Genomic DNA, 21116 nt, shown 5'->3' on the forward strand with positions numbered 1-21116 from the left:
ACAGTTCCCACTTTGGTCTGCGTAGTTAAGGAGTATTCATGGAACGAACTGACACGATTAACGATGATAAAATTGCAGATATGTTGCTTGGGTGTTTGAATGAACAGGCAACATTAAAGGATATTCACAATATTCCTGATGATATGATGAACAGTCTTTATGCCTATGCTTATCAATTTTATCAGCAGGGTAAGCTCGATAACGCTGAGACTTTTTTTCAATTTTTATGCATGTATGATTTTTATAATACAGATTATTTTATGGGTCTTGCCGCGGTCTATCAATTAAAAAAACAGTATCAAAAAGCCGCCGATCTTTACGCGGTGGTTTTTGCAATGAACGGCAATGATTATAGAAGCGTATTTCATGCCGGACAGTGTCAGCTAATGATGAAAGAAATGCTGAAGGCCAGAAGATGTTTTGAGCTGGTTTGCGAGCAAAGTCATGATGTTGAACTGGTTCAGCGGGCTGAAGCTTATACCATAAATATGAAACCCTGCTCTGAAGATGCCATGAACGTTAAGTCTGATGCGTTTAAAACTCAGCCGGAGAAATGCAATGAGTGAAACGGTTATTCTGCAAAAAGGGCCCCCCTTATCGGTACCTGAAACTTTAAAACCGAAAGCTGCCGACTTGTCCCAGGAACCTCCTCAAAGCGTTGAAATGAGTAATATCCAGGCTGCCGCGCAGCAGACTGCGTTCAAAATGATGGTGATTGGATTAAGTGAAACCGCGAATCTGACACTGGCGGCTTCGCTTAAAGCGGATATCCCTCGACTTGCTCTTCCTACCACGCCATTAAATGTTGAAGCCAAGCAACCTGCCGGCCTCTCAGCTTTAGTGGCAGGGTTAATGCAAATTTTTGCTGACGGAAACACCCATAAATTACAGAATCGACTTAGCCAGATTAATGCGCTGAGCTTGGCCAAGACGGCAAGTGGCCTTGCGCTTTTAAATGAGTACATCCAGGCAAACGCTGAGAGCGCCCAGGCAATTCAAGAGGCAACGGCTGACGGTGATGCGTTTGTCACTGCGAACAAGCACTACGAAGGTGCTAAATCTGACTATGAGGCTGCAAAAGATAAACTGGCAGGGATGAATCCTTCAGATATTGATTACGGGAAGGCTCAGGACTCACTCAATAAGGCAACGGGAAAACTCAGTCTTGCGTCAACGGCGCTGGGTATAGCAAAAGATAAATCGATAGCTTCAGCTAGTCTCGCCACCGAGAAGATGCTTATCGTTGATGGCCTTTGGGACAAACTTCAGAAGCAGCCGAATGTAGATAGAGTCGTACTCAAAACGACCAACGAACAGCATCTCACCGGCTTGGCGGCAATGACTCTGTTGCTCGGCACGCTATCCAATCTGATTGGAGACAATGCAGACAAAAAACTTCAAGCCAGCGCTAAACTCTCAAGACAGTTGCAGGAAGCACGGCAAAAAGAAATGGAGTCAAAAGCCAAAGAGCAGGCCGAGGAGATCCGTAAGGCAGAACATCTCAATAAGATCATGGGCTGTGTTGGTAAGATTTTAGGCGGAATAATCATGGCAGTAAGCATTGTCGGAGCCGTTTTCACCGGGGGGGCTAGCCTGGCGCTGGCCGCAGTAGGCATGGCATTGCTTATCGCCGACCCGATTGTTGCCAAAGTAACTGGAAAAAGTATTACCGACAGGGTGATGGCGCCAGTCCTGGAACATGTGATCCAGCCAATAATGAAATTTGTTGCGGAAAAAATTAAATCTTTTTTGAATGATTTAGGGGTGAAAGACGGAATTGCCAATATTATTTCTACCGTTACTGCTGCCATCACTGTTGCGGTAATCATGATTGCCGTCGGTGTGGTCGCTAAAAATGTGGCAAGTGCATTGCTTAAAAGAATCGTCCCAATAATGAGTAAAGTCATCAATAAGGTGATCCAAAAAACGGTACCGGCGGCAGTGAGAAGGACAGCCAGTAAAGTTTCGACCTCTATGAGTAAATCTGTAGCGCGGTTAGGTGAACAGCTAGGATTTAAAAATGATGTGGTTTCTTTAAGAAGTTATGGGCGTAATATAGACTATGCCGTTATGGGTGCCGAGGTTTCTAAATCTACCGTAGAGACCGCGAACAGTATCCAGTTAGGCATTTCAACTAAAAAAGTCGCCGATAAAGAAGCGGATATTATAGTCGCTATGGCAGATGTTAAATTCATTAGTAAATATCTCAAGCAGATGATCGAAATAATTGATGCAGATAATAGGGCTAAGTTAAATATTATCGAAACGGTGAGTTCTATTAATCTTGCAAGGCAGCAAACTAATTTATCGATTGTTAATTTACAGCGCATATAAGCGCTTTGGGAGAGAAGCATGACCACGAATTATATAAATCTACGACATATTCCAATATTTATTCCCACTAAGGGCTCTGAAGGCGACCGCAATGTCAGCCCTCTTGCCGATAAAGAGCCTGCTTCTGCGGCATTACAAATCAACCTGAGTCGGGTTATTACGGAAGAGATAACGCTGGAGTCACGTCCTCCTTCCTCGAGTTCCCCAGTCCTAAATACCAGGTCAAGAGGCACGGCGAGTGATTTTAGCCTGTCGATTACAGATTTAATTTTCTTGCTTAAAAAGCTGGACCAAATTGCTCTCAAACAGAGTGCCGATGGCATGATTAATGCGCAGTCTTCCGTGAACAGTAAGGCGACCTCAATTCGGCAGGAAGGGATATATAACTGTTCAGCAGCAGTCGCTGGGGGAATTACTCAAATTGCGGTCATGGGCGCCAGCTATGTACTCTCAGCGCACTCGTTAAGAAAGCAGAAGGGTATTGATGGTGCTGCTGAAAAAATAAAGCAAGACGGCATCTCGCAGATTGGCGCTAAAAGAGATAAAAACATTGCCGACATCAATGAAAAGTATAAACCTCAATTGGATGAAATCCATCCTAAAATCGATAATGAGTATGGAGGTGCTCTCTCACGTCCAATCCGTGAAGAGAGAGATGGTCACATTAAAAATGAAAATGCAAATTTCGAACTAGAAAAGGCAAAGTTAGAAAATCAGAGAAACGCCCTGTCTAACGATGATAAAAAAAGATATATGAATGCCAGTCTTAATGTTGAAAAATACCGTACATTAGGTCAGCTATCGCATTCAATGGGTAATATGATTTCCTCTTCTATTTCTATCGGCGCCTCAGAGGAACGTGCCAAGTCCTCATTGGCTGAGATGAGCTCCTCGGTTGAAAATAAAGTTACCGATAATAACCGTGAGCGCAGCAATAACTATAAAAATACGGCCTCTGAGCTGATTAACAGTATGAATCGAATACTGGAGAATATTTCAAACACCATAGGTGAGATCGCGAGAAAATGCTAGTGCTCCCTAAATCACCAAGGATAATAAAATGACTACCAGCATTGGATTACAACTCTCTACTTCTAGTGTTAGATACGACGCACAGCAAGCTCCTGTATTACCTAACCCTAAGGCGTTATGGGTTGATACGGAGGAAAACGTTAATTCATCGGTCACGGAAAAAAACAGCGAGCTTGTGCAGTCGCTTAATGCTTTTGAAAAGGCGTTACTTGCCAAGGATAAATCCGATGCCCCCTTCATGACGCAGTTGATGCTTAAAAACCTTAGGGAATATGAAAGTAAGTTAACCCTTGTCAAGGCTCAGGATAATCTAGTCTTTGTCGCTGAGTTCAAAAATCTAAAACAACAGATGCAGGATAAATTGTCGGTAAAGAGTTCAGCGGTGGCCTATCTTTCTGACAATGATTCAAACATCTCTGACCAGATTGGTGAAATAATAGGCGAGGTTAAAGAGGGGTATTATGATATCTTTGAGGGGGCTTTAGCTAAATATATTAATTTTTATAAAGAACTTAGTAACATTATGTCTGAAATGGGTAAGCTCATTAAAAAAAGTGATAAAGAAGGCTATCTAAAGTACGACTTTAAAACGCTGCAAGGAAAGCTTGATAATCTTTATGATAAATACAATAAGAAGGCAGATGACGGTTACAAGCTGTCTCAACTTTACCCTAAAGATCCTAAAGATAATGTATCCAAGGTCGAGGCTGAAAAATGGGCTAAGGACATGGGATTACCATCAGGCAGCGTATTACAATCCCAATATGGTGGAGATTGGTACTATGTTGCGATTGATTTAACCCCGTTAAAACAGATGAAGGATAATCTTATCTCTAGTACTTCAAATGACTACGAATTACTCAATACCCAGTATGAATCTTGGGTGACGGGTTTTAACGCCCAGGAAGATCAAATAAAAACGACGCTTCAATCTTTAACCGGGCGTTTTGCGAACGCTAATTCGGTTTATGATAACATGGTTAAAGTCTTATCAAGCACGATCGGCACATTGGCCGAAATGTCCAGGCGCTATTTTTCAATATAATTTACCGTATTTGGGTTACAGCATGGTTAGCACTTTCTCTTTTTATCTGTTAATTCGTTTGTTGGTAATAAAATTTTAACGCCGATAGCCATGTGTTTTTTTCCGGATATTTCGATATAGGTAATATCCATACCGAAGATCTTTTGTAAAATCTCTTCATAATCGACGGCCTCGGGCGCTGGTATGGGCGTGGGCACAGACACGGGGTCGGGGCTTATTTCATAGGGTACAGGAATAAACTCACAGACTTCAGCAACGAAAACATACCCTTTTGAGTAAATTGTTTGGATATAAACCTTTTCTTTGTCTTGCCTGAATATCTTCCTTAATACATAAATGCAGCGTGCAAGAGACTCCTCTGAAACAATAGCCGATCCCCAAACCTTATCGAGCAAATCATTTTTCTCAACGAGCTGTCCTGCAGACTCTATGAGCACTCTCAATACGGCAAGCTCTTTTGCTCCGGTCCTGATAAAAGTACTTTTCCTCATCAACTGATTGTCTTGAGTCAGAGTGAAATCAAAAAATCTATAACCTATACCTTGAGTCCTTTGCTGATGACGCATATTATTCCCTTGATTTTTAGTTAACGGGTAAGATCATGTCCGACTTGAATTTTATTTACAATAATAAATATGCCGACTGTCGATATATATTCTGATTTTTTAGATTTAATTCATAAATGTTTAATATGAAGCTAGTTACAGCTTAAATTTGGGATTTATTAATTTAATTAATTTAATCTATCGGCATTAATGTATTTTAATTTCTTATCAATAGATAATCCAGTGACTTAATAATAGAAAGCTCTTATTGGCCTTTGTGAAGGCCAATAAATAATGGCTATGTGCACCATTTTGGTGAGGATTTCGCTCTAAAAAGAGGCATTTATTTTCTTAGTCTGCGCCTTCCCTGTGTAACAGATCACAAATACGGCAGATATTTTTAGTTATTTTTCGTTGCATACTCATTCTCTTAAAGTATGACCCGTAAAGGGGTTTTTCATAAATATTCACTTTTTATGCAGTTAAAGTGAATAGGGTTAGGGTTTAACTCCTTGTTTTTTGGTGTCTCGACCTTTTTTATTCACTTTTTTTCGTTGCTGGCACGATGTCTGCACTCTATTATCAATTCATCAGGGACAAAATTTTAAATCCCTTAACTCTAAGACGCTTACAGACAGTTAAGTTGATTTTACCCTAAAAGAGCTGCTCGTTATGCGTGCAGCGACAATTTGTAGAAAAGATGACTCATTAAAAATTTTCCTTCTCTTTAAGAGGGAAAGGGAGTCTGCACCCTTAATTTAGGAAATGCGTTCTCAAAAATTAACGTCAACCGTCTTATCAATGGCTTGCACTAAGGCCGAGAGACGATGGCATAAGCAAATAACGATGAGGTTGATATGGAACAGCGTGTAACCCGCAAAGCGTTTGATGAATACATGGTCCCGGTCTATGCCCCGGCTGATTTTATCCCTGTACGTGGGGAAGGCTCATGGCTGTGGGACCAGTCTGGTAAAGACTATGTCGATTTTGCCGGCGGAATTGCGGTCAATGCGCTGGGGCATCGCCATCCAGAGGTATTAAGTGCGTTAACCGAGCAAGCACAAAAAGTCTGGCATTTAGGAAATGGTTATACCAATGAGCCAGTACTGAAGCTTGCGAAACAGCTTGTGGATGCGACCTTCGCCGACAAGGCGTTCTTCTGTAACTCAGGTGCAGAAGCAAACGAAGCGGCCCTTAAACTTGCGCGTCTGGTCGGACACTCTAAAAACGCCGACCATAAAAACGAGATTATCGCCTTTAAAAATGCCTTCCACGGCCGGACTCTTTTCACCGTTAGCGCAGGCGGACAGCCTAAGTATTCCCAGGACTTCGCCCCGTTACCGCCTGCCATCACGCATTTGCCGTTCAACGATTTATCGGCGGTAGCGAACCATATTTCCTCTCGTACCTGCGCCGTCATTGTTGAACCCGTACAAGGTGAAGGTGGCGTAGTGCCTGCTGATCCTGAGTTCCTCCATGGCCTGCGCGCGCTGTGCGACCAGCATGATGCCGTGCTTATCTTTGACGAAGTGCAAACCGGCGTGGGCAGAACCGGCGAACTCTATGCCTATCAGGCCTATGACGTTGTCCCCGACATCCTGACTACCGCGAAAGCGCTCGGCGGTGGTTTCCCTATCGGCGCCATGCTTACCGTCGACAGTCTGGCCGCACATTTCCAACCCGGCACCCACGGCACCACTTACGGCGGTAACCCGCTGGCCACCGCAGTCGCCGGTAAGGTGTTTGAGCTGATTAATACGCCTGAAGTCTTGGGCGGCGTCGCGCTGCGCCATCTGTGGTTCACCGAGCGTCTTAACCTGATTAATCATCAGTATCACGTATTTTCTGAGATTCGCGGCATGGGCCTGCTGCTCGGGGCGGTAATGCACGAACGCTATAACGGACAGGCTAAACAGCTGAACCAGCTGGCGGCAGAAGAAGGGTTGATTGGCTTAATCGCAGGTCCTAACGTGCTGCGATTCGCGCCATCCCTGATTATTCCGCAGGCTGACGTCGAGGAAGGTCTGAACCGTCTTGAGCGTGCCATCGCGCGGCTTTGTTCCTGAAAACCGCGTCATCTCTTTGAATGAGGTAATTATCATGATGTTGATTCGTCCTGTGCGGCTCGGCGATATCGCCGATATCCTGCAGTTGTCAGGGAAAACCGGCATCGGTTTAACGTCTCTGCCTAAGGATGAGGCCCACCTGCGAACGCGAATTGAGCGCTCTGTGGCAACCTGGAAAGGTCAGCTGGACAAAGCCGAGCAGGGCTATCTGTTCGTGCTCGAAGACCTGAGCCAGCAGAAAGTCGTTGGCGTCAGCGCGCTCGAGGTGGCCGTGGGGCTCAGCGAGCCTTGGTACAACTTCCGACTCGGTACGCTTATCCATGCGTCGAAGAGCCTGAACATCTACAAACCGGTCCCGACCCTGTTTTTAAGTAACGATCACACCGGTTACAGCGAGCTTTGCACGCTGTTCCTCGATCCGGACTATCGCCATAGTCGCAACGGACAGCTGCTGTCAAAAGTGCGCTTCCTGTTTATGGCCGCTTTCCGCGAGCGCTTTGCGCCGAAGGTGATTGCCGAGATGCGCGGTGTATCAGACGACAAGGGCCACTCGCCTTTCTGGGACAGCGTCGGGCAGCATTTCTTCGCCATGGAATTTGCCGAAGCAGACCGTCTGACCGGGATGGGACAGAAGTCCTTTATTGCCGAGCTGATGCCGAAACACCCTCTCTACACCGAGTTGTTAAGCCCGCAGGCGCGTGCGGTGCTGGGCGAGGTTCATCCTCAAACTGCCCCAGCGCGTGCATTGCTTGAAAAAGAAGGCCTGCGCTATCAGGGGTACGTGGACATCTTCGACGCGGGTCCGACGCTTGAAGGCGAGGTAGACAACCTGCGTGCGGTGAAAGAAAGCCAATTATTGCCGGCAAGAATCACTACCGCCACGTCGTTCGAAGATGAAACTTTCTACCTGGTCGCCAACGAAAATTACGCAAATTTTCGCGCGACTTTGGTCACGGGGCCCGCAGATATCAGCCGGTTAACGCTCGACGAGCGTACCGCTGAGGCGCTGTGCGTCACCCATGCCACCCCCTTGCGCGTTGTGCCGCTGTTCCCCGACGCGGCAACAGCGACCTCAACCCGACAATTATCACAAGCGAGTGAACTATGACCCATCCAGCACTATTTATTCAGGGACAGTGGCGCAGCGGGCAAGGCACGCTGCTGGAAAAGTCTAACCCGGTGAGCGGTGAAAAGCTCTGGTCGGCCATGAGCGCAAGCAGTGAAGACGTCGAGTCGGCCTGCCTTGCCGCACGTGAGGCTTTCCCGGCGTGGGCGCGCCTGACGCTGGCCCAGCGTGGCGAAGTCATTCAGAAATTTGCCGCGCTGCTGACTGAAAACAAAACCAGACTGGCCGAAATCATCAGCCTTGAAACCAGTAAACCGCGCTGGGAGACACTCACCGAAGTGCAGGCAATGATAGGCAAGGTGGCGATTTCGCTGGAAGCCAATCAACAGCGTACCGGCGAGAAACATACGCCAATGCCGGACGGTGAAGCGGTACTGCGTCATCGTCCACACGGGGTGCTGGCGGTATTTGGCCCCTACAATTTCCCAGGGCATCTGCCAAACGGTCACATCGTACCCGCGCTTTTGGCCGGTAACACGCTGGTGTTCAAACCGAGCGAACTCACGCCGGTGACCGCCGAAGAGACGCTCAAGCTGTGGCAGCAAGCGGGACTTCCTGCCGGCGTGATCAATCTGGTGCAGGGTGGACGTTCTACCGGTGAGGCGCTGGCCGCTTCATCGCAGATTGACGGCCTGCTGTTTACCGGCAGCGCGGGCACCGGTTATCAGCTGCATCGTCAGCTGGCCGGGCAGCCGGAAAAAATTCTGGCGCTGGAGATGGGCGGTAACAATGCGCTGATCGTTGAGCCGGTTGAAGACATCGACGCCGCGGTCAATCTGACCATTCAATCGGCGTTTATCTCTGCCGGGCAGCGCTGCACCTGCGCGCGTCGTCTGTTGGTCAAACAAGGTCAGGCGGGGGATGCCTTCCTCAAGCGCCTGATTGAGGTTACGTCCTCGCTGCGCGTTGGCGCATGGAATGACGAGCCGCAGCCGTTCATCGGCGGGGTTATTTCCGATACCGCTGCGCGCAATATGCTGAGCGCACAGGACAAACTGGTCGAGCTCGGCGGCAAGTCGCTGTTGACGATGAGCCGCCTGCGTCCCGACAGCACCTTATTGACGCCGGGTATCATCGAGCTGACCGACGTGGCCGGTGTGCCGGATGAAGAGTATTTCGGCCCGTTGCTGAGCGTTATTCGCTACCGCGAGTTTGATGAGGCAATCCGTCTTGCCAACCAGACGCGCTTTGGCCTGGCCACCGGGCTGATTTCGGCGCAGCGTGCACAGTTCGATCAGCTTCTGCTCGAGGCCCGTGCCGGTATCGTCAACTGGAACAAGCCGTTGACCGGTGCCTCCAGCAATGCCCCCTTTGGTGGGATTGGTGCCTCGGGCAATCATCGTCCGAGCGCCTACTATGCCGCGGATTACTGCGCCTGGCCGATGGCCTCGCTGGAAACCGACCGTCTGGAACTTCCTTCCGCGCTGTCGCCGGGAATCGATTTTGGTCAGCAAGGGTAACCTTGGCTGTCACTGGAGAGCATGATGTCTGGATATGAAGTCAATTTTGATGGTCTGGTAGGACTCACCCACCACTATGCGGGGCTGTCGTTTGGTAACGAAGCCTCGACGCGCAACCAAAGCGCAATTGCCAATCCGAAGCTGGCGGCGAAGCAGGGACTGTTGAAAATGAAGGCCTTGGCTGACCTTGGCTTCAAACAGGGCGTACTGCCGCCGCATGAAAGGCCGCATCTTAGCACGCTGCGCCAGATGGGATTTGAGGGGAGTGATGCGCAGGTGCTGGCCAAAGCCAATGCCTATTCGCCGCGCCTGCTCTCGTCGCTAAGTTCCGCATCGGCGATGTGGGTCGCCAACGCCGCCACGGTATCGCCATCGGCCGACAGCGCCGACGGGCGGGTGCATTTCACCGTGGCAAACCTGAATAACAAGTTTCACCGTGCGATTGAAGCCGACACCACCTCGGCTATCCTGCGCGCCACCTTTAATCATCGCGAGCACTTCGCGCACCATGCTGCGCTTCCTCAGGTCGCAAATCTCGGCGATGAAGGCGCGGCTAACCATAATCGACTGTGCGGCGAGTATGACAGGCAGGGCGTGCAGGTGTTTGTTTATGGCCGTAACGGACTGGTGACCGGTGATAACGAACCGGTACGCTATCCGGCAAGGCAAACGCTGCTGGCGAGCGAGGCAATTGCCCGTTTACATCAGCTTGACCCAGTGCGCACGGCGTTCGTTCAGCAGAATCCCGAGGCTATCGATCGCGGCGTATTCCACAACGATGTGATTTCGGTCAGCAATCGCCAGGTGCTGTTCCACCATGAGCAGGCATTTGTGAATCAGCAGGCGGCATTCGACGAAATTCGCCGCAAGATGGCCAGCGTTGAGGCGGACTTTAAACCGATTGAAGTGCCTAAGTCGCGCGTTTCTCTCGATGATGCCGTGGCCACCTACTTGTTCAACAGCCAACTGCTGAGCAGGGCCGACGGTAAAATGACTATCGTCGTGCCAGAGGAATCTCGCCAGCACGCCGCGGTATGGGACTATCTGTCGGATCTGCGCGCCAGCGGCGGCCCGATTGACGATATCCAGGTCTTCGATTTGCGTGAGAGTATGCGCAACGGCGGCGGTCCGGCCTGCCTGAGGCTGCGCGTGGCATTAAATGCTACCGAGCTGTCGGCGGTTAATCAGGGTTCACTGATTGACGATACTCTGTTTGCTCGCCTCAATGATTGGGTTGACAGCCACTATCGCGACCGGATGCAGCAGGAAGATTTAGCCGATCCGCAGCTGCTGCTGGAAGTCCGCCGCGCGCTGGACGAGCTAACGCAGATCCTGCGTCTGGGAAGTATCTATCCTTTCCAGCAGGCCTGAAGAAAGTGATTAAGGAACGCGTGTCATGTTTGATGTATTAACGCTTACTTTGGACGGAACGCCGCCTGTTCTCCCCTCCGGTCAACTGCCGCATCTTGACTGGCAGTGGTTGGCCGAAGGCGTGCTTGAGCTGTCGCCGCGTCACGCCTGTAAAAAGGCGGTGGTGCTGTCGGCGGGGGTTCACGGCAACGAAACGGCACCTATCGAGCTGCTGAATCAACTGGTGGCCGAGCTGCTTGCCGGTACGCGCCCGCTGAGGGTGCGTCTGCTGGTGGTGCTGGGTAATCCACCGTCGATGCGTGCCAACAAGCGCTATCTCGTGGCGGACATGAATCGTATGTTTGGCGGTCGCCATGTGCGATTCACCCCAAGTGATGAAACACGGCGTGCGCAGCAGCTTGAGCAACTGCTGGCGCAGTTTTATCGCAGCGCCAGTGCGGCCGGCGCCAGGCAGCGTTTCCATTATGATCTGCATACCGCGATTCGCGGCTCGCTGTACCTGCGTTTTGGCCTGTTGCCTTTCCAGCTGCGCCCGCACTCGCCCGAAATGCTGGCCTGGCTTGAGCAGGCCGGGTTAGACGCGCTGGTCTATCATCGCTCCCCCGGCGGGACGTTTACGCACTTTAGCAGTGAGGTTTTCGATGCCGAAAGTTGCACCCTAGAGCTCGGCAAGGCGCTGCCGTTTGGCGAGAATGACCTTAAGCAGTTCATCCAGATAAAGCTGGCGTTGCAGGCACTGGTGAGTGATTTACCTGCGCCCGCACGTCAGGGTGAGCCGATGAAGCACTTTCAGGTGGTGCAGGATATTTTGCGCGAACAGCCGGACTTCCAACTGCACGTGCCCGCCGATGCGCTGAATTTTACCGCTTATCCGCAGGGCTACGTGCTGGCCGAGCAGAGCGGTAAAACGTATCGGGTCGAGCACCCCGAAGAAGTGGTGTTATTCCCGAACCCGAACGTTGCACTGGGACTGCGTGCCGGTTTGATGCTGGTTGAAATGTCTTAGATTTGTTATTCAAAGACCTGACTGCCTGATTTCATTCACATAAACAAAATTGTGCGTGCTGAACCGGTGATGTGCCAAGCTAAGCGGTTCAGCACTTTGGTCGAATGAAATCTCGTCAATGATCCTCTCGGCGCTAACTTCCTTATTTCTAAATCGTTGAGGGATGCTATGATTTCGTCTAAGGAAATCCTTTAGATTCGACAACCGGTTTGGGAAATAATGGGCTTTAAAGCGTTGCAAAAATCTGATTGGGTAAACTTGTTGATAGCCATTCCCGCCGGGATTATTGCTGCGCTTGTGACGATAGGATTTCGGCTGGCGATCGGCGGCATTGATGGCTTGATGTTTAAAGACGGCAGCGACATAACCCGCGCGTTTAACGAATACCCTCTGATTGTCTGGCCGATTATCACCGCCGTGGGTGGCGTGGTGGCGGGCTTTATTCTCCACTGGGCGCTCCGCTACGAGTCGCGCAACGGCAAGATGCCGGACTATCTCGACGTCATCGATAAACGCTTACCGGGTATTCCTGTGGTCAGCACGCTGCTGAGATCGCTCTCTTCACTTGCCAGCATCGCGAGCGGCAGTTCCATTGGTCGCGAAGGCGCGATGGTGCAGCTTTCTGCACTGAGCGGCAGCCTGCTGGGCCGCTTTACACGTTTTACCTCTCTTCACCAGTCAGACGTGGTGGCGATGGCGGCCGCAGGCGGGCTGGCTGCGGTGTATCACGCGCCGTTTGCCGGCGCGCTGTTTGTCGCCGAGATTGCCTTTGGTGTTACCGCCGTACAGCGGCTTATCCCACTGTTTATTTCCGCCTCGGTTGCGGTGCTGACTGTGCGCTCCGTTACCCACTATGCGCCGCTGTACCTCTATTCTTCCGCCGTATTCAGCCCAACGCCCGGCGCTATCTTTACCGTACTGGCGATTGGCGCGGCGACCGGTATTCTCGGGCCGATGTTTATTGCCTCAATTGATAAGGTGCGCAGGGCGATGCAGCCGATATCCCATCCGGCGCTGCGCCTTGGCCTCGGAGGACTGGCGGTAGGCGTGGTGGCGATGGTCTCGCCGCTGGTGCTGGGCAATGGGTTCGAGGTTATCGACCTTATCCTGAATAACCGCGACCTGCATACCTCGCTGGGGCTGCTGCTGCTGCTCAAGATTGTTGCCACCGCTATCACCGTAGGGTCTGGCGCGGTCGGCGGCCTGTTCACGCCTTCGCTGCTGATCGGAGCCGCCAGCGGCGCACTGGTCTGTACCTGCCTGCAATGGCTGGGCTTTGATCCGGGGCCGATGGGCCTGTATGCCGCCATCGGCATGAGTGCTTTGCTCGCGGCAACCAGTCACGCGCCGCTGATGTCGATCATGATGGCGTTTGAAATGACCCTCAACAGTTCGCTGCTGTTCCCGTTGATGCTGGCGACGGCCATTTCCTACGTTGTGGCGTCGCGCTTCAAGGCCAGCGGTACCTACCCAGTGTTGACCCGGCTCAACGCGCGGTTCGCCGCCAAGAGTGATTTTGAGAACGGGACCGTCGCCGCGTTGATGTGTCCCTGTTCAAAAATGTACCTCGATGCCACGCTGGTCGAGTTAGTCAGTGAGGGCCTCAAACAGCGCACACGTTACGTCTATGTTATCGACAGGGAAGAGCGCTTCGTTGGCGTGGTCGCGACCAATGTGCTGGCAACCGGCATCATTGACGGCAGCCTGGATAAAGAGGCGCCCATCGACCCCTATATCGAGCATGAATTTACCGTGCTCTATCAGCAGTCGAGCTATGAAGAGGCGTGGGCCGTGTTCAGTTCATCACCGCTCGAACGTCTGCCGGTGCTGGAAAATGCCGAGACGCGTCGCCTGCTCGGCGTCATAACCAAGGCTGCGCTGCTCAGCAAGGCGAAAGATTTTTTGTAATCCTTTTCCTACTCCCAAATAGCTGACCACAACTCCAATTCTTAAATAGCGCTCAATCACGAGCTATATTTTTATATTTTACAATAGGTTAAGAATTTTAAGTTTATACCCCCTAGGGGGTATGTTTCGTCGCCGTAACTATTTCCTTCCTGAATCGATTGATCGTCATCAACGCGTCTGTTCACACCCGCGACTACCCTAGCGCCAATTTAAGCAATGTCATTGCGTTGATTTTTGCCTGCAACGCTACCCAAATAAAGACAGAACGCCTCAGGAGGTTCCTGGATGAGCAAGTTTCTAGACCGGTTTCGCTATTTTAAGCAGCTGGCCGAACCCTTTGCCGACGATCACGGTCAGACGCTAAACGCCAATCGCGACTGGGAAGAGGGTTATCGCAGCCGTTGGCAGCACGATAAAGTTGTGCGATCCACTCATGGCGTCAACTGTACTGGCTCCTGTAGCTGGAAAATCTACGTCAAAAGCGGCCTTGTTACCTGGGAAACTCAGCAGACCGACTACCCGCGCACGCGCCCAGACCTGCCGAATCACGAGCCACGCGGCTGCCCGCGCGGAGCCAGCTACTCCTGGTATCTCTACAGCGCCAACCGTCTGAAGTATCCTCTGATGCGCAAAAAGCTTATCCAGCTGTGGCGCGAGGCGAAGCAGCAGCATGCCGATCCTGTCGATGCATGGGGCTCAATCGTCAGCAATCCTGAAAAATCCAAAAGCTATAAAGTCGTGCGTGGGCGCGGCGGCTTTGTGCGCTCCAGCTGGCAGGAGGTCAACGAACTGATCGCCGCCTCCAACGTTTACACCGCCAAAACCTTTGGGCCAGACCGCATCATCGGTTTTTCACCTATTCCGGCGATGTCGATGGTGTCTTACGCCTCGGGCGCCCGCTATCTCTCCCTGATTGGTGGCGTGTGTCTGAGCTTCTATGACTGGTACTGCGACCTGCCTCCGGCCTCGCCAATGACCTGGGGTGAGCAGACCGACGTGCCGGAATCGGCCGACTGGTATAACTCTTCCTATATTATCGCCTGGGGCTCTAACCTGCCGCAGACGCGCACGCCGGACGCGCACTTCTTCAGCGAAGTACGCTACAAAGGCACGAAAACGGTGGCGATCACCCCCGATTATGCCGAAGTTGCTAAACTCTGCGACCACTGGCTGGCACCGAAGCAGGGAACCGACAGCGCGCTGGCGCTGGCGATGGGCCACGTGATCCTTAAATCCTTCCATCTGGATAACCCGAGCCGCTACTTCATCGACTATGTTCGCCGCTATACCGACATGCCGATGCTGGTATTGCTCGAACCGCGCGAAGGGGGACACTTCGCCGCAGGCCGCATGCTGCGCGCCTCGGATCTGGTCGATAACCTCGGGCAGGAAAATAATCCGCAGTGGAAAACTATCGCACTGGACGAACAGAGCGGAGAACTGGTTTCCCCGCTCGGCTCCATCGGCTATCGCTGGGGCGAAAAAGGGCAGTGGAATCTCGAAGCGCGTGAAGGCAAAAATCAGCAGGACGTCAAACTGGCGCTGAGCCTGCTGGACCAACATGACGACGTCGTTGAGGTCGGTTTCCCGTATTTCGGCGGCATCACTCACGAGCATTTCAACAGCGTTGCGCTGGAAGAGATCCTGCTGCACAAACTGCCGGTGAAGCGGATTCTTCTCGCCGACGGCAGTGAAGCGTGCGTTGCCAGCGTCTATGATTTGACGCTCGCCAACTACGGTATCGAACGCGGTCTCAATGACGCCAACTGCGCGCAGAGTTTTGACCAGATCAAAGCCTACAGTCCGGCGTGGGCTGAACAGATTACCGGCGTTTCACAGCAAAATATTATCCGCATTGCCACCGAATTTGCCGACACCGCCGACAAGACCCACGGCCGTTCGATGATCATCGTCGGTGCGGGCCTGAACCACTGGTATCACATGGACATGAACTACCGTGGCCTGATCAACATGCTGATTTTCTGTGGCTGTGTGGGACAGAGCGGCGGCGGTTGGGCGCACTACGTCGGCCAGGAAAAACTGCGTCCGCAGACCGGCTGGCAGCCGCTGGCCTTTGGTCTCGACTGGCAGCGTCCGCCTCGCCAGATGAACGGCACCTCATTTTTCTACAATCATTCGAGCCAGTGGCGCTATGAAAGCGTTACGCCACAGTCGCTGCTTTCTCCGCTGGCCGACGGCTCACGCTTTAGCGGTAGCCTGATTGACTTCAACGTACGCGCCGAGCGTATGGGCTGGCTGCCTTCTGCGCCGCAGCTCAACGTGAATCCGCTGAATCTGGCCGCGATGGCTAAAACGGCGGGGAAAAATGTACAGCAATACACCGTCGACAGCCTAAAGGACGGCAGCGTACGCTTCGCCGCCGAGCAGCCGGATGACCCGCAAAACTACCCACGCAACCTGTTTGTTTGGCGCTCAAACCTGCTCGGTTCGTCGGGTAAGGGCCATGAATACCTGCTGAAATATCTGCTCGGCACCGAAAACGGCATTCAGGGGAAAGATTTGGGGATTCAGGGTGGAATCCTGCCGGAAGAGGTGGAATGGCAAGACCAGGGCGGCGAAGGCAAGCTGGATCTGGTGGTGACGCTCGACTTCCGGCTGTCGAGCACCTGTCTGTACTCCGATATCGTGCTGCCGACCGCCACCTGGTACGAGAAAGACGACATGAATACTTCGGACATGCACCCGTTTATTCATCCGCTGTCTGCCGCCGTCGATCCCGCCTGGGAATCTAAAAGCGACTGGGATATCTACAAAGGGCTGGCGAAGGAGTTTTCTCGTGTCTGTGTCGGGCATCTGGGCGTAGAGACTGACCTGGTCACGCTGCCGATTCAGCACGACTCCGCCGCCGAGTTGGCTCAGCCACTGGGCGTGGAGGACTGGAAAAAGGGCGACTGCGAACTTATTCCGGGCGTGACCGCGCCGCATCTGGTGCCGGTCGAACGCGACTATCCGAATACCTATGCCCGCTTCAGCGCGCTGGGGCCGCTGCTCGACAAGCTCGGTAACGGTGGCAAAGGCATCAACTGGAATACCGACAGCGAAATTGCGCTGCTGAAGAAACTCAATGACACCCAGCCTGATGGTGCAGCGGCCGGTCGTCCGAAGATTGAAACGGCGATCGATGCGGCAGAAATTATCCTGACGCTGGCGCCTGAAACCAATGGTCAGGTGGCGGTTAAAGCCTGGAAAGCGCTGGGGGAATTTACCGGCATTGACCATCGCCATCTGGCGCTGAATAAAGAAGACGAGAAAATCCGCTTTCGCGATATTCAGGCACAGCCGCGCAAGATTATCTCCAGCCCGACCTGGTCGGGTCTCGAAGATGAACACGTCTCCTATAACGCCTGTTACACCAACGTGCACGAGCTTATTCCTTGGCGCACGCTGACCGGCCGCCAACAAATTTATCAGGATCACGAGTGGATGCGTGCGTTCGGTGAAAGCCTGCTGGTTTACCGTCCGCCGATTGACACCCGTGCGTCTCAGCCGTTCCTGAATACGCGGCCTAACGGTAATCCAGAGAGGGCGCTGAACTTCATCACCCCGCACCAGAAGTGGGGCATTCACTCCACCTACAGTGACAACCTGCTGATGCTGACCTTGTCGCGCGGCGGGCCGATTGTCTGGCTGAGTGAAGACGATGCGCGCCAGCTTGGCGTCACGGACAACGACTGGATAGAGGCTTTCAACGCCAACGGTTCCTTGACTGCGAGGGCGGTGGTCAGTCAGCGCGTTCCGGCGGGCATGACCATGATGTACCACGCGCAGGAAAGGCTGGTGAATATTCCCGGCTCTGAAATCACCCAACAGCGCGGCGGGATCCACAACTCGGTAACCCGCGTTACGCCTAAACCAACGCACATGATCGGCGGTTATGCCCATCAGTCTTACGGTTTCAACTATTACGGCACCGTAGGCTCCAACCGCGATGACTTTGTCGTGGTGCGGAAAATGAATCGCATTGACTGGTTAGACGGCGAAGGTCACGACACCGTGCAGGAGAAAGTTAAATGAAAATTCGTTCACAGATCGGCATGGTGCTAAATCTCGACAAATGCATCGGCTGTCACACCTGTTCGGTGACCTGCAAAAACGTCTGGACCAGTCGCGAAGGCGTCGAATATGGCTGGTTTAATAATGTTGAAACCAAGCCGGGTATTGGCTTCCCGAACGACTGGGAAAATCAGCAGAAATGGAAGGGCGGCTGGATCCGTAAAATCAGCGGCAGGCTCCAGCCGCGTATGGGCAACCGTCTGCAGCTGTTGGGTAAGATTTTTGCTAATCCTTATATGCCGGAAATCGACGACTACTACGAGCCTTTTGATTTCGACTACCAGCATCTGCACACCGCCAAAGAGGGGAAACATCAGCCGATTGCGCGTCCACGTTCGCTGTTGACCGGCCTGCGGATGGACAAAATTGTCAGCGGCCCAAACTGGGAAGACGATTTAGGCGGCGAGTTCTCAACCCGTTCCGCCGACAGCAATTTCGCCAACATACAAAAAGAAATCTACGGCGAGTTTGAAAACACTTTCATGATGTATCTGCCGCGCCTTTGCGAGCACTGCCTGAATCCGGCGTGTGTGGCGACCTGTCCGAGCGGTGCCATCTACAAACGTGACGAAGACGGCATCGTGCTTATCGATCAAGACAAATGCCGCGGCTGGCGCATGTGCCTGACCGGCTGTCCTTACAAGAAAATCTACTTCAACTGGAAAAGCGGCAAGTCCGAGAAGTGCATCTTCTGCTATCCGCGCATCGAGGCGGGGCAGCCAACGGTGTGCTCTGAAACCTGCGTTGGACGTATTCGCTACCTGGGCGTGCTGCTGTATGACGCAGACCGTATCAAGCAGGCCGCCAGCGTCGAGAACGAGCAGAATCTCTACCAGAGTCAGATGGAAATATTCCTGGACCCCAACGATCCGCAGGTGGTCGCCGAGGCGATAAAGCAGGGGATCCCGCAGTCGGTTCTTGATGCCGCACAGCGATCGCCGGTCTACAAGATGGCGATGGAGTGGAAGCTGGCGCTGCCGCTGCATCCTGAATACCGCACCTTGCCGATGGTGTGGTACGTGCCGCCGCTGTCGCCGATTCAGTCGGCGGCCGATGCGGGCGCGATACCGCACACCGGCGTGCTGCCGGACGTCGAAAGTCTGCGCATTCCCGTCCAGTATCTGGCCAATCTGTTAACCGCAGGCGACACCCAGCCGGTGCTGCTGGCCCTGAAACGTATGCTGGCAATGCGTCACTTCAAGCGCGCCGAGTCGGTTGACGGCGTGGTCGATACTACCGCGCTGGATCAGGTTGGCCTGAGCGAACGGCAGGCACAGGAGATGTACCGCTATCTGGCGATTGCCAACTACGAAGACCGCTTTGTGGTGCCGTCGAGCCATCGCGAGCTGGCGCGCGAAGCCTTCCCTGAAAGTAAAAGCTGCGGCTTCAGTTTCGGCGATGGCTGCCACGGCAGCGACGGAAAATTTAATCTGTTTAACAGCAAGCGTATCGACGCCATCGACGTGAGCCCTAAAACCTCGTTCGGAGCTGAAAAATGATCGCCTTACGCATTATCTCTCGTCTGCTGGACTATCCCGACGACGCGCTGTGGGCGCATAAGCAGGACCTGCTGCTGGCGTTGACGGAATCCCCACTGCTGAGCCTTGAAGAAACGCAGCAGCTGGCCGATTTCATTCGACAGTTTTGTGCCGCCGACCTGCTCGACAGACAGGCCGAATACTGTAGCCTGTTCGATCGCGGCCGCGCCACTTCTTTGCTGCTGTTTGAACACGTGCACGGTGAATCGCGGGATCGCGGGCAGGCGATGGTCGATCTTTTGGATCAATACCGCGCCGCGAATCTGGAGATAGACAGCAAGGAGTTACCGGACTATCTGCCGCTGTACCTCGAGTATCTCGCTATGCTTGCAGCGGAAGAGGCCCAAGCCGGTTTGCTGGACATTGCCCCAATTCTGGCGCTGCTGAGTGCGCGCCTGACCCAGCGTGAAAACCACTACGCGCTGTTGTTCAACCTGTTGCTGAGCCTGTCGGGTGCCACACTGACCGCCGACAGCGTGGCGAAAAAACTGCAGCACGAGAGCCGTGACGATACGCCTCAGGCGCTTGATGCGGTGTGGGAAGACGAGCAAATCAAATTCCTCGGTGAGCAAGGTTGCCTGAGTGAAGAAGAAAAGGCACGCGGCCAACGTTTTGCAGGCGCGGTAGCCGCGCAGTACATTCAACTCGATGCCGGACACCCCGGCGTCTCCCGTGAGGAGAAACGTCCATGAATTTCCTCAGCAGCTTCTTTTTTGATATTTATCCGTATATTGCGGGGACGATTTTTCTGGCCGGCAGCTGGCTGCGCTATGACTATGGCCAATACAGCTGGCGTGCAGGTTCCAGCCAGCTGCTGGATAAAAAAGGCTTACGCATTGCCTCGCCGCTGTTTCACGTCGGTATTCTTGGCATCTTTTTCGGCCACCTGGTCGGCATGTTAACCCCGCACTGGGTTTACGAACCTTTCCTCTCTATTGCCGCGAAACAGCAGTTGGCGATGGTCGTGGGAGGCATTTTTGGGCTGATGACGCTGGTCGGTGGTGCGATGTTGTTTAAGCGCCGCTTAACCAATGTGCGGGTGCGCGCGACCTCAAGCGTTGGCGATATCATGATAATCGCGCTGCTGGTGGTGCAGGTTTGTCTAGGGCTGGGCACCATTCCTTTCTCGGCGCAGCATCTGGACGGCAGCGAAATGATAAAGCTGGTCGGCTGGGCACAGGCCATTGTCACCTTCCAGGGCGGCGCATCGGCACATCTTGATGGCGTTGCGCTTATCTTCAGGCTGCATATGGTCCTTGGCATGACGCTGTTCCTGCTGTTTCCGTTCTGTCGTCTGGTGCATATCTGGAGTGCGCCGGTGGAATACCTCACTCGTCGTTACCAGCTGGTGCGTAACCGCCGTTAATTCTCGCTACCGTTAACCTCCTGATGCTCTTCTCCCACTCTGCTGAATATTGTCAGCGAGAAGGGGAGAAGAGCGCGATTACCCTCTCATTCTCTGCGCTCGTTATTAATATCCCTTTCCTGGCCTTGTTTGTTATTTGTGCAAAACAGTCATTATCAATACGGAGTATTGTTCAAATTAATAACCAAGGTAATTATGATCCTCTTACGTGATTTGTAATTTGACTTAAATAATCCTCTCGGTGG

General features: G+C 52.5%; 15 protein-coding genes. 14 read left to right on the top strand and 1 reads right to left on the bottom strand.

Annotated features, from left to right (window positions below; all coding sequences use genetic code 11):
• Positions 1-80 precede the first annotated feature (80 nt).
• Genes sicA through BS640_RS08345 form a run of 4 tightly spaced genes read left to right on the top strand, consistent with a single transcriptional unit; the run spans position 81 to position 4411 of the window.
• On the top strand, positions 81-566 hold the full coding sequence (gene sicA, locus BS640_RS08330; protein ID WP_376783504.1) for a type III secretion system translocator chaperone SicA: 486 nt from the start codon (positions 81-83) through the stop codon (positions 564-566).
• Positions 559-2334, top strand: coding sequence for a type III secretion system translocon subunit SseC family protein (gene sctE, locus BS640_RS08335; RefSeq protein WP_158086749.1), 1776 nt, complete (start codon positions 559-561; stop codon positions 2332-2334). The genes sicA and sctE overlap by 8 nt, the downstream gene beginning before the upstream one ends.
• A gap of 18 nt (positions 2335-2352) precedes the next feature.
• The gene (locus BS640_RS08340) at positions 2353-3366 is read left to right on the top strand and encodes a hypothetical protein (protein ID WP_084912362.1); all 1014 of its coding nucleotides are present in this window, start codon (positions 2353-2355) and stop codon (positions 3364-3366) included.
• A 28-nt stretch (positions 3367-3394) separates the two neighbouring features.
• Complete coding sequence (locus BS640_RS08345) at positions 3395-4411, top strand: IpaD/SipD/SspD family type III secretion system needle tip protein (protein WP_017494067.1); 1017 nt, start codon at positions 3395-3397, stop codon at positions 4409-4411.
• Between the two features lie 26 nt (positions 4412-4437).
• Here the strand turns inward: BS640_RS08345 and BS640_RS22365 are convergent, their stop codons facing one another.
• Positions 4438-4977 (bottom strand): winged helix-turn-helix domain-containing protein, encoded by a 540-nt coding sequence (locus BS640_RS22365; protein WP_084912363.1) that lies wholly within the window; start codon positions 4975-4977, stop codon positions 4438-4440.
• An 836-nt stretch (positions 4978-5813) separates the two neighbouring features.
• On the opposite strand from BS640_RS22365, the gene BS640_RS08355 reads away from it, so the two are divergent.
• The 10 genes from BS640_RS08355 (at position 5814) to narI (ending at position 20871) form a co-directional block, all read left to right on the top strand.
• The gene (locus BS640_RS08355; RefSeq protein WP_017490316.1) at positions 5814-7022 is read left to right on the top strand and encodes an aspartate aminotransferase family protein; all 1209 of its coding nucleotides are present in this window, start codon (positions 5814-5816) and stop codon (positions 7020-7022) included.
• Between the two features lie 34 nt (positions 7023-7056).
• Positions 7057-8130: an arginine N-succinyltransferase gene (gene astA / locus BS640_RS08360; RefSeq protein WP_084912404.1), complete on the top strand. Its 1074-nt coding sequence runs from the start codon at positions 7057-7059 to the stop codon at positions 8128-8130.
• Positions 8127-9608 (top strand): succinylglutamate-semialdehyde dehydrogenase, encoded by a 1482-nt coding sequence (astD, locus tag BS640_RS08365; RefSeq protein ID WP_017490318.1) that lies wholly within the window; start codon positions 8127-8129, stop codon positions 9606-9608. The genes astA and astD overlap by 4 nt, the downstream gene beginning before the upstream one ends.
• Positions 9609-9632: 24 nt before the next feature.
• Positions 9633-10979, top strand: coding sequence for an N-succinylarginine dihydrolase (gene astB, locus BS640_RS08370; protein ID WP_017490319.1), 1347 nt, complete (start codon positions 9633-9635; stop codon positions 10977-10979).
• Positions 10980-11004: 25 nt separating this feature from the next.
• Positions 11005-11985, top strand: a complete 981-nt coding sequence (astE, locus tag BS640_RS08375) for a succinylglutamate desuccinylase (RefSeq protein ID WP_017490320.1) — start codon at positions 11005-11007, stop codon at positions 11983-11985.
• Positions 11986-12219: 234 nt separating this feature from the next.
• Complete coding sequence (locus BS640_RS08385) at positions 12220-13893, top strand: chloride channel protein (protein ID WP_227953359.1); 1674 nt, start codon at positions 12220-12222, stop codon at positions 13891-13893.
• Positions 13894-14178: 285 nt separating this feature from the next.
• The gene (locus BS640_RS08390; protein ID WP_084912364.1) at positions 14179-17928 is read left to right on the top strand and encodes a nitrate reductase subunit alpha; all 3750 of its coding nucleotides are present in this window, start codon (positions 14179-14181) and stop codon (positions 17926-17928) included.
• A complete protein-coding gene (narH, locus tag BS640_RS08395; RefSeq protein ID WP_084912365.1) occupies positions 17925-19466 on the top strand; it encodes a nitrate reductase subunit beta in 1542 nt (513 codons plus the stop codon). Before BS640_RS08390 ends, narH begins: the two co-directional genes overlap by 4 nt.
• Complete coding sequence (gene narJ / locus BS640_RS08400; RefSeq protein ID WP_084912366.1) at positions 19463-20197, top strand: nitrate reductase molybdenum cofactor assembly chaperone; 735 nt, start codon at positions 19463-19465, stop codon at positions 20195-20197. The genes narH and narJ overlap by 4 nt, the downstream gene beginning before the upstream one ends.
• Complete coding sequence (gene narI / locus BS640_RS08405; RefSeq protein ID WP_017490325.1) at positions 20194-20871, top strand: respiratory nitrate reductase subunit gamma; 678 nt, start codon at positions 20194-20196, stop codon at positions 20869-20871. Before narJ ends, narI begins: the two co-directional genes overlap by 4 nt.
• Positions 20872-21116: the final 245 nt, after the last annotated feature.

Origin of the sequence: Rouxiella badensis (assembly GCF_002093665.1) — a bacterium.
GTDB classification, from domain to species: domain Bacteria; phylum Pseudomonadota; class Gammaproteobacteria; order Enterobacterales; family Enterobacteriaceae; genus Rouxiella; species Rouxiella badensis.

What these genes read in the sequence shown, in the direction of transcription:
- BS640_RS08340 (WP_084912362.1), top strand. Translation starts at nt 2,353, where the DNA reads ATGACCACGAATTATATAAATCTACGACATATTCCAATATTTATTCCC.
- astD (WP_017490318.1), top strand. Translation starts at nt 8,127, where the DNA reads ATGACCCATCCAGCACTATTTATTCAGGGACAGTGGCGCAGCGGGCAA.
- narH (WP_084912365.1), top strand. Translation starts at nt 17,925, where the DNA reads ATGAAAATTCGTTCACAGATCGGCATGGTGCTAAATCTCGACAAATGC.
- narI (WP_017490325.1), top strand. Translation starts at nt 20,194, where the DNA reads ATGAATTTCCTCAGCAGCTTCTTTTTTGATATTTATCCGTATATTGCG.
- narJ (WP_084912366.1), top strand. Translation starts at nt 19,463, where the DNA reads ATGATCGCCTTACGCATTATCTCTCGTCTGCTGGACTATCCCGACGAC.
- astA (WP_084912404.1), top strand. Translation starts at nt 7,057, where the DNA reads ATGATGTTGATTCGTCCTGTGCGGCTCGGCGATATCGCCGATATCCTG.
- BS640_RS08390 (WP_084912364.1), top strand. Translation starts at nt 14,179, where the DNA reads ATGAGCAAGTTTCTAGACCGGTTTCGCTATTTTAAGCAGCTGGCCGAA.
- sicA (WP_376783504.1), top strand. Translation starts at nt 81, where the DNA reads ATGTTGCTTGGGTGTTTGAATGAACAGGCAACATTAAAGGATATTCAC.
- BS640_RS08345 (WP_017494067.1), top strand. Translation starts at nt 3,395, where the DNA reads ATGACTACCAGCATTGGATTACAACTCTCTACTTCTAGTGTTAGATAC.
- BS640_RS22365 (WP_084912363.1), bottom strand. Translation starts at nt 4,977, where the DNA reads ATGCGTCATCAGCAAAGGACTCAAGGTATAGGTTATAGATTTTTTGAT.
- astE (WP_017490320.1), top strand. Translation starts at nt 11,005, where the DNA reads ATGTTTGATGTATTAACGCTTACTTTGGACGGAACGCCGCCTGTTCTC.
- sctE (WP_158086749.1), top strand. Translation starts at nt 559, where the DNA reads ATGAGTGAAACGGTTATTCTGCAAAAAGGGCCCCCCTTATCGGTACCT.
- astB (WP_017490319.1), top strand. Translation starts at nt 9,633, where the DNA reads ATGTCTGGATATGAAGTCAATTTTGATGGTCTGGTAGGACTCACCCAC.
- BS640_RS08355 (WP_017490316.1), top strand. Translation starts at nt 5,814, where the DNA reads ATGGAACAGCGTGTAACCCGCAAAGCGTTTGATGAATACATGGTCCCG.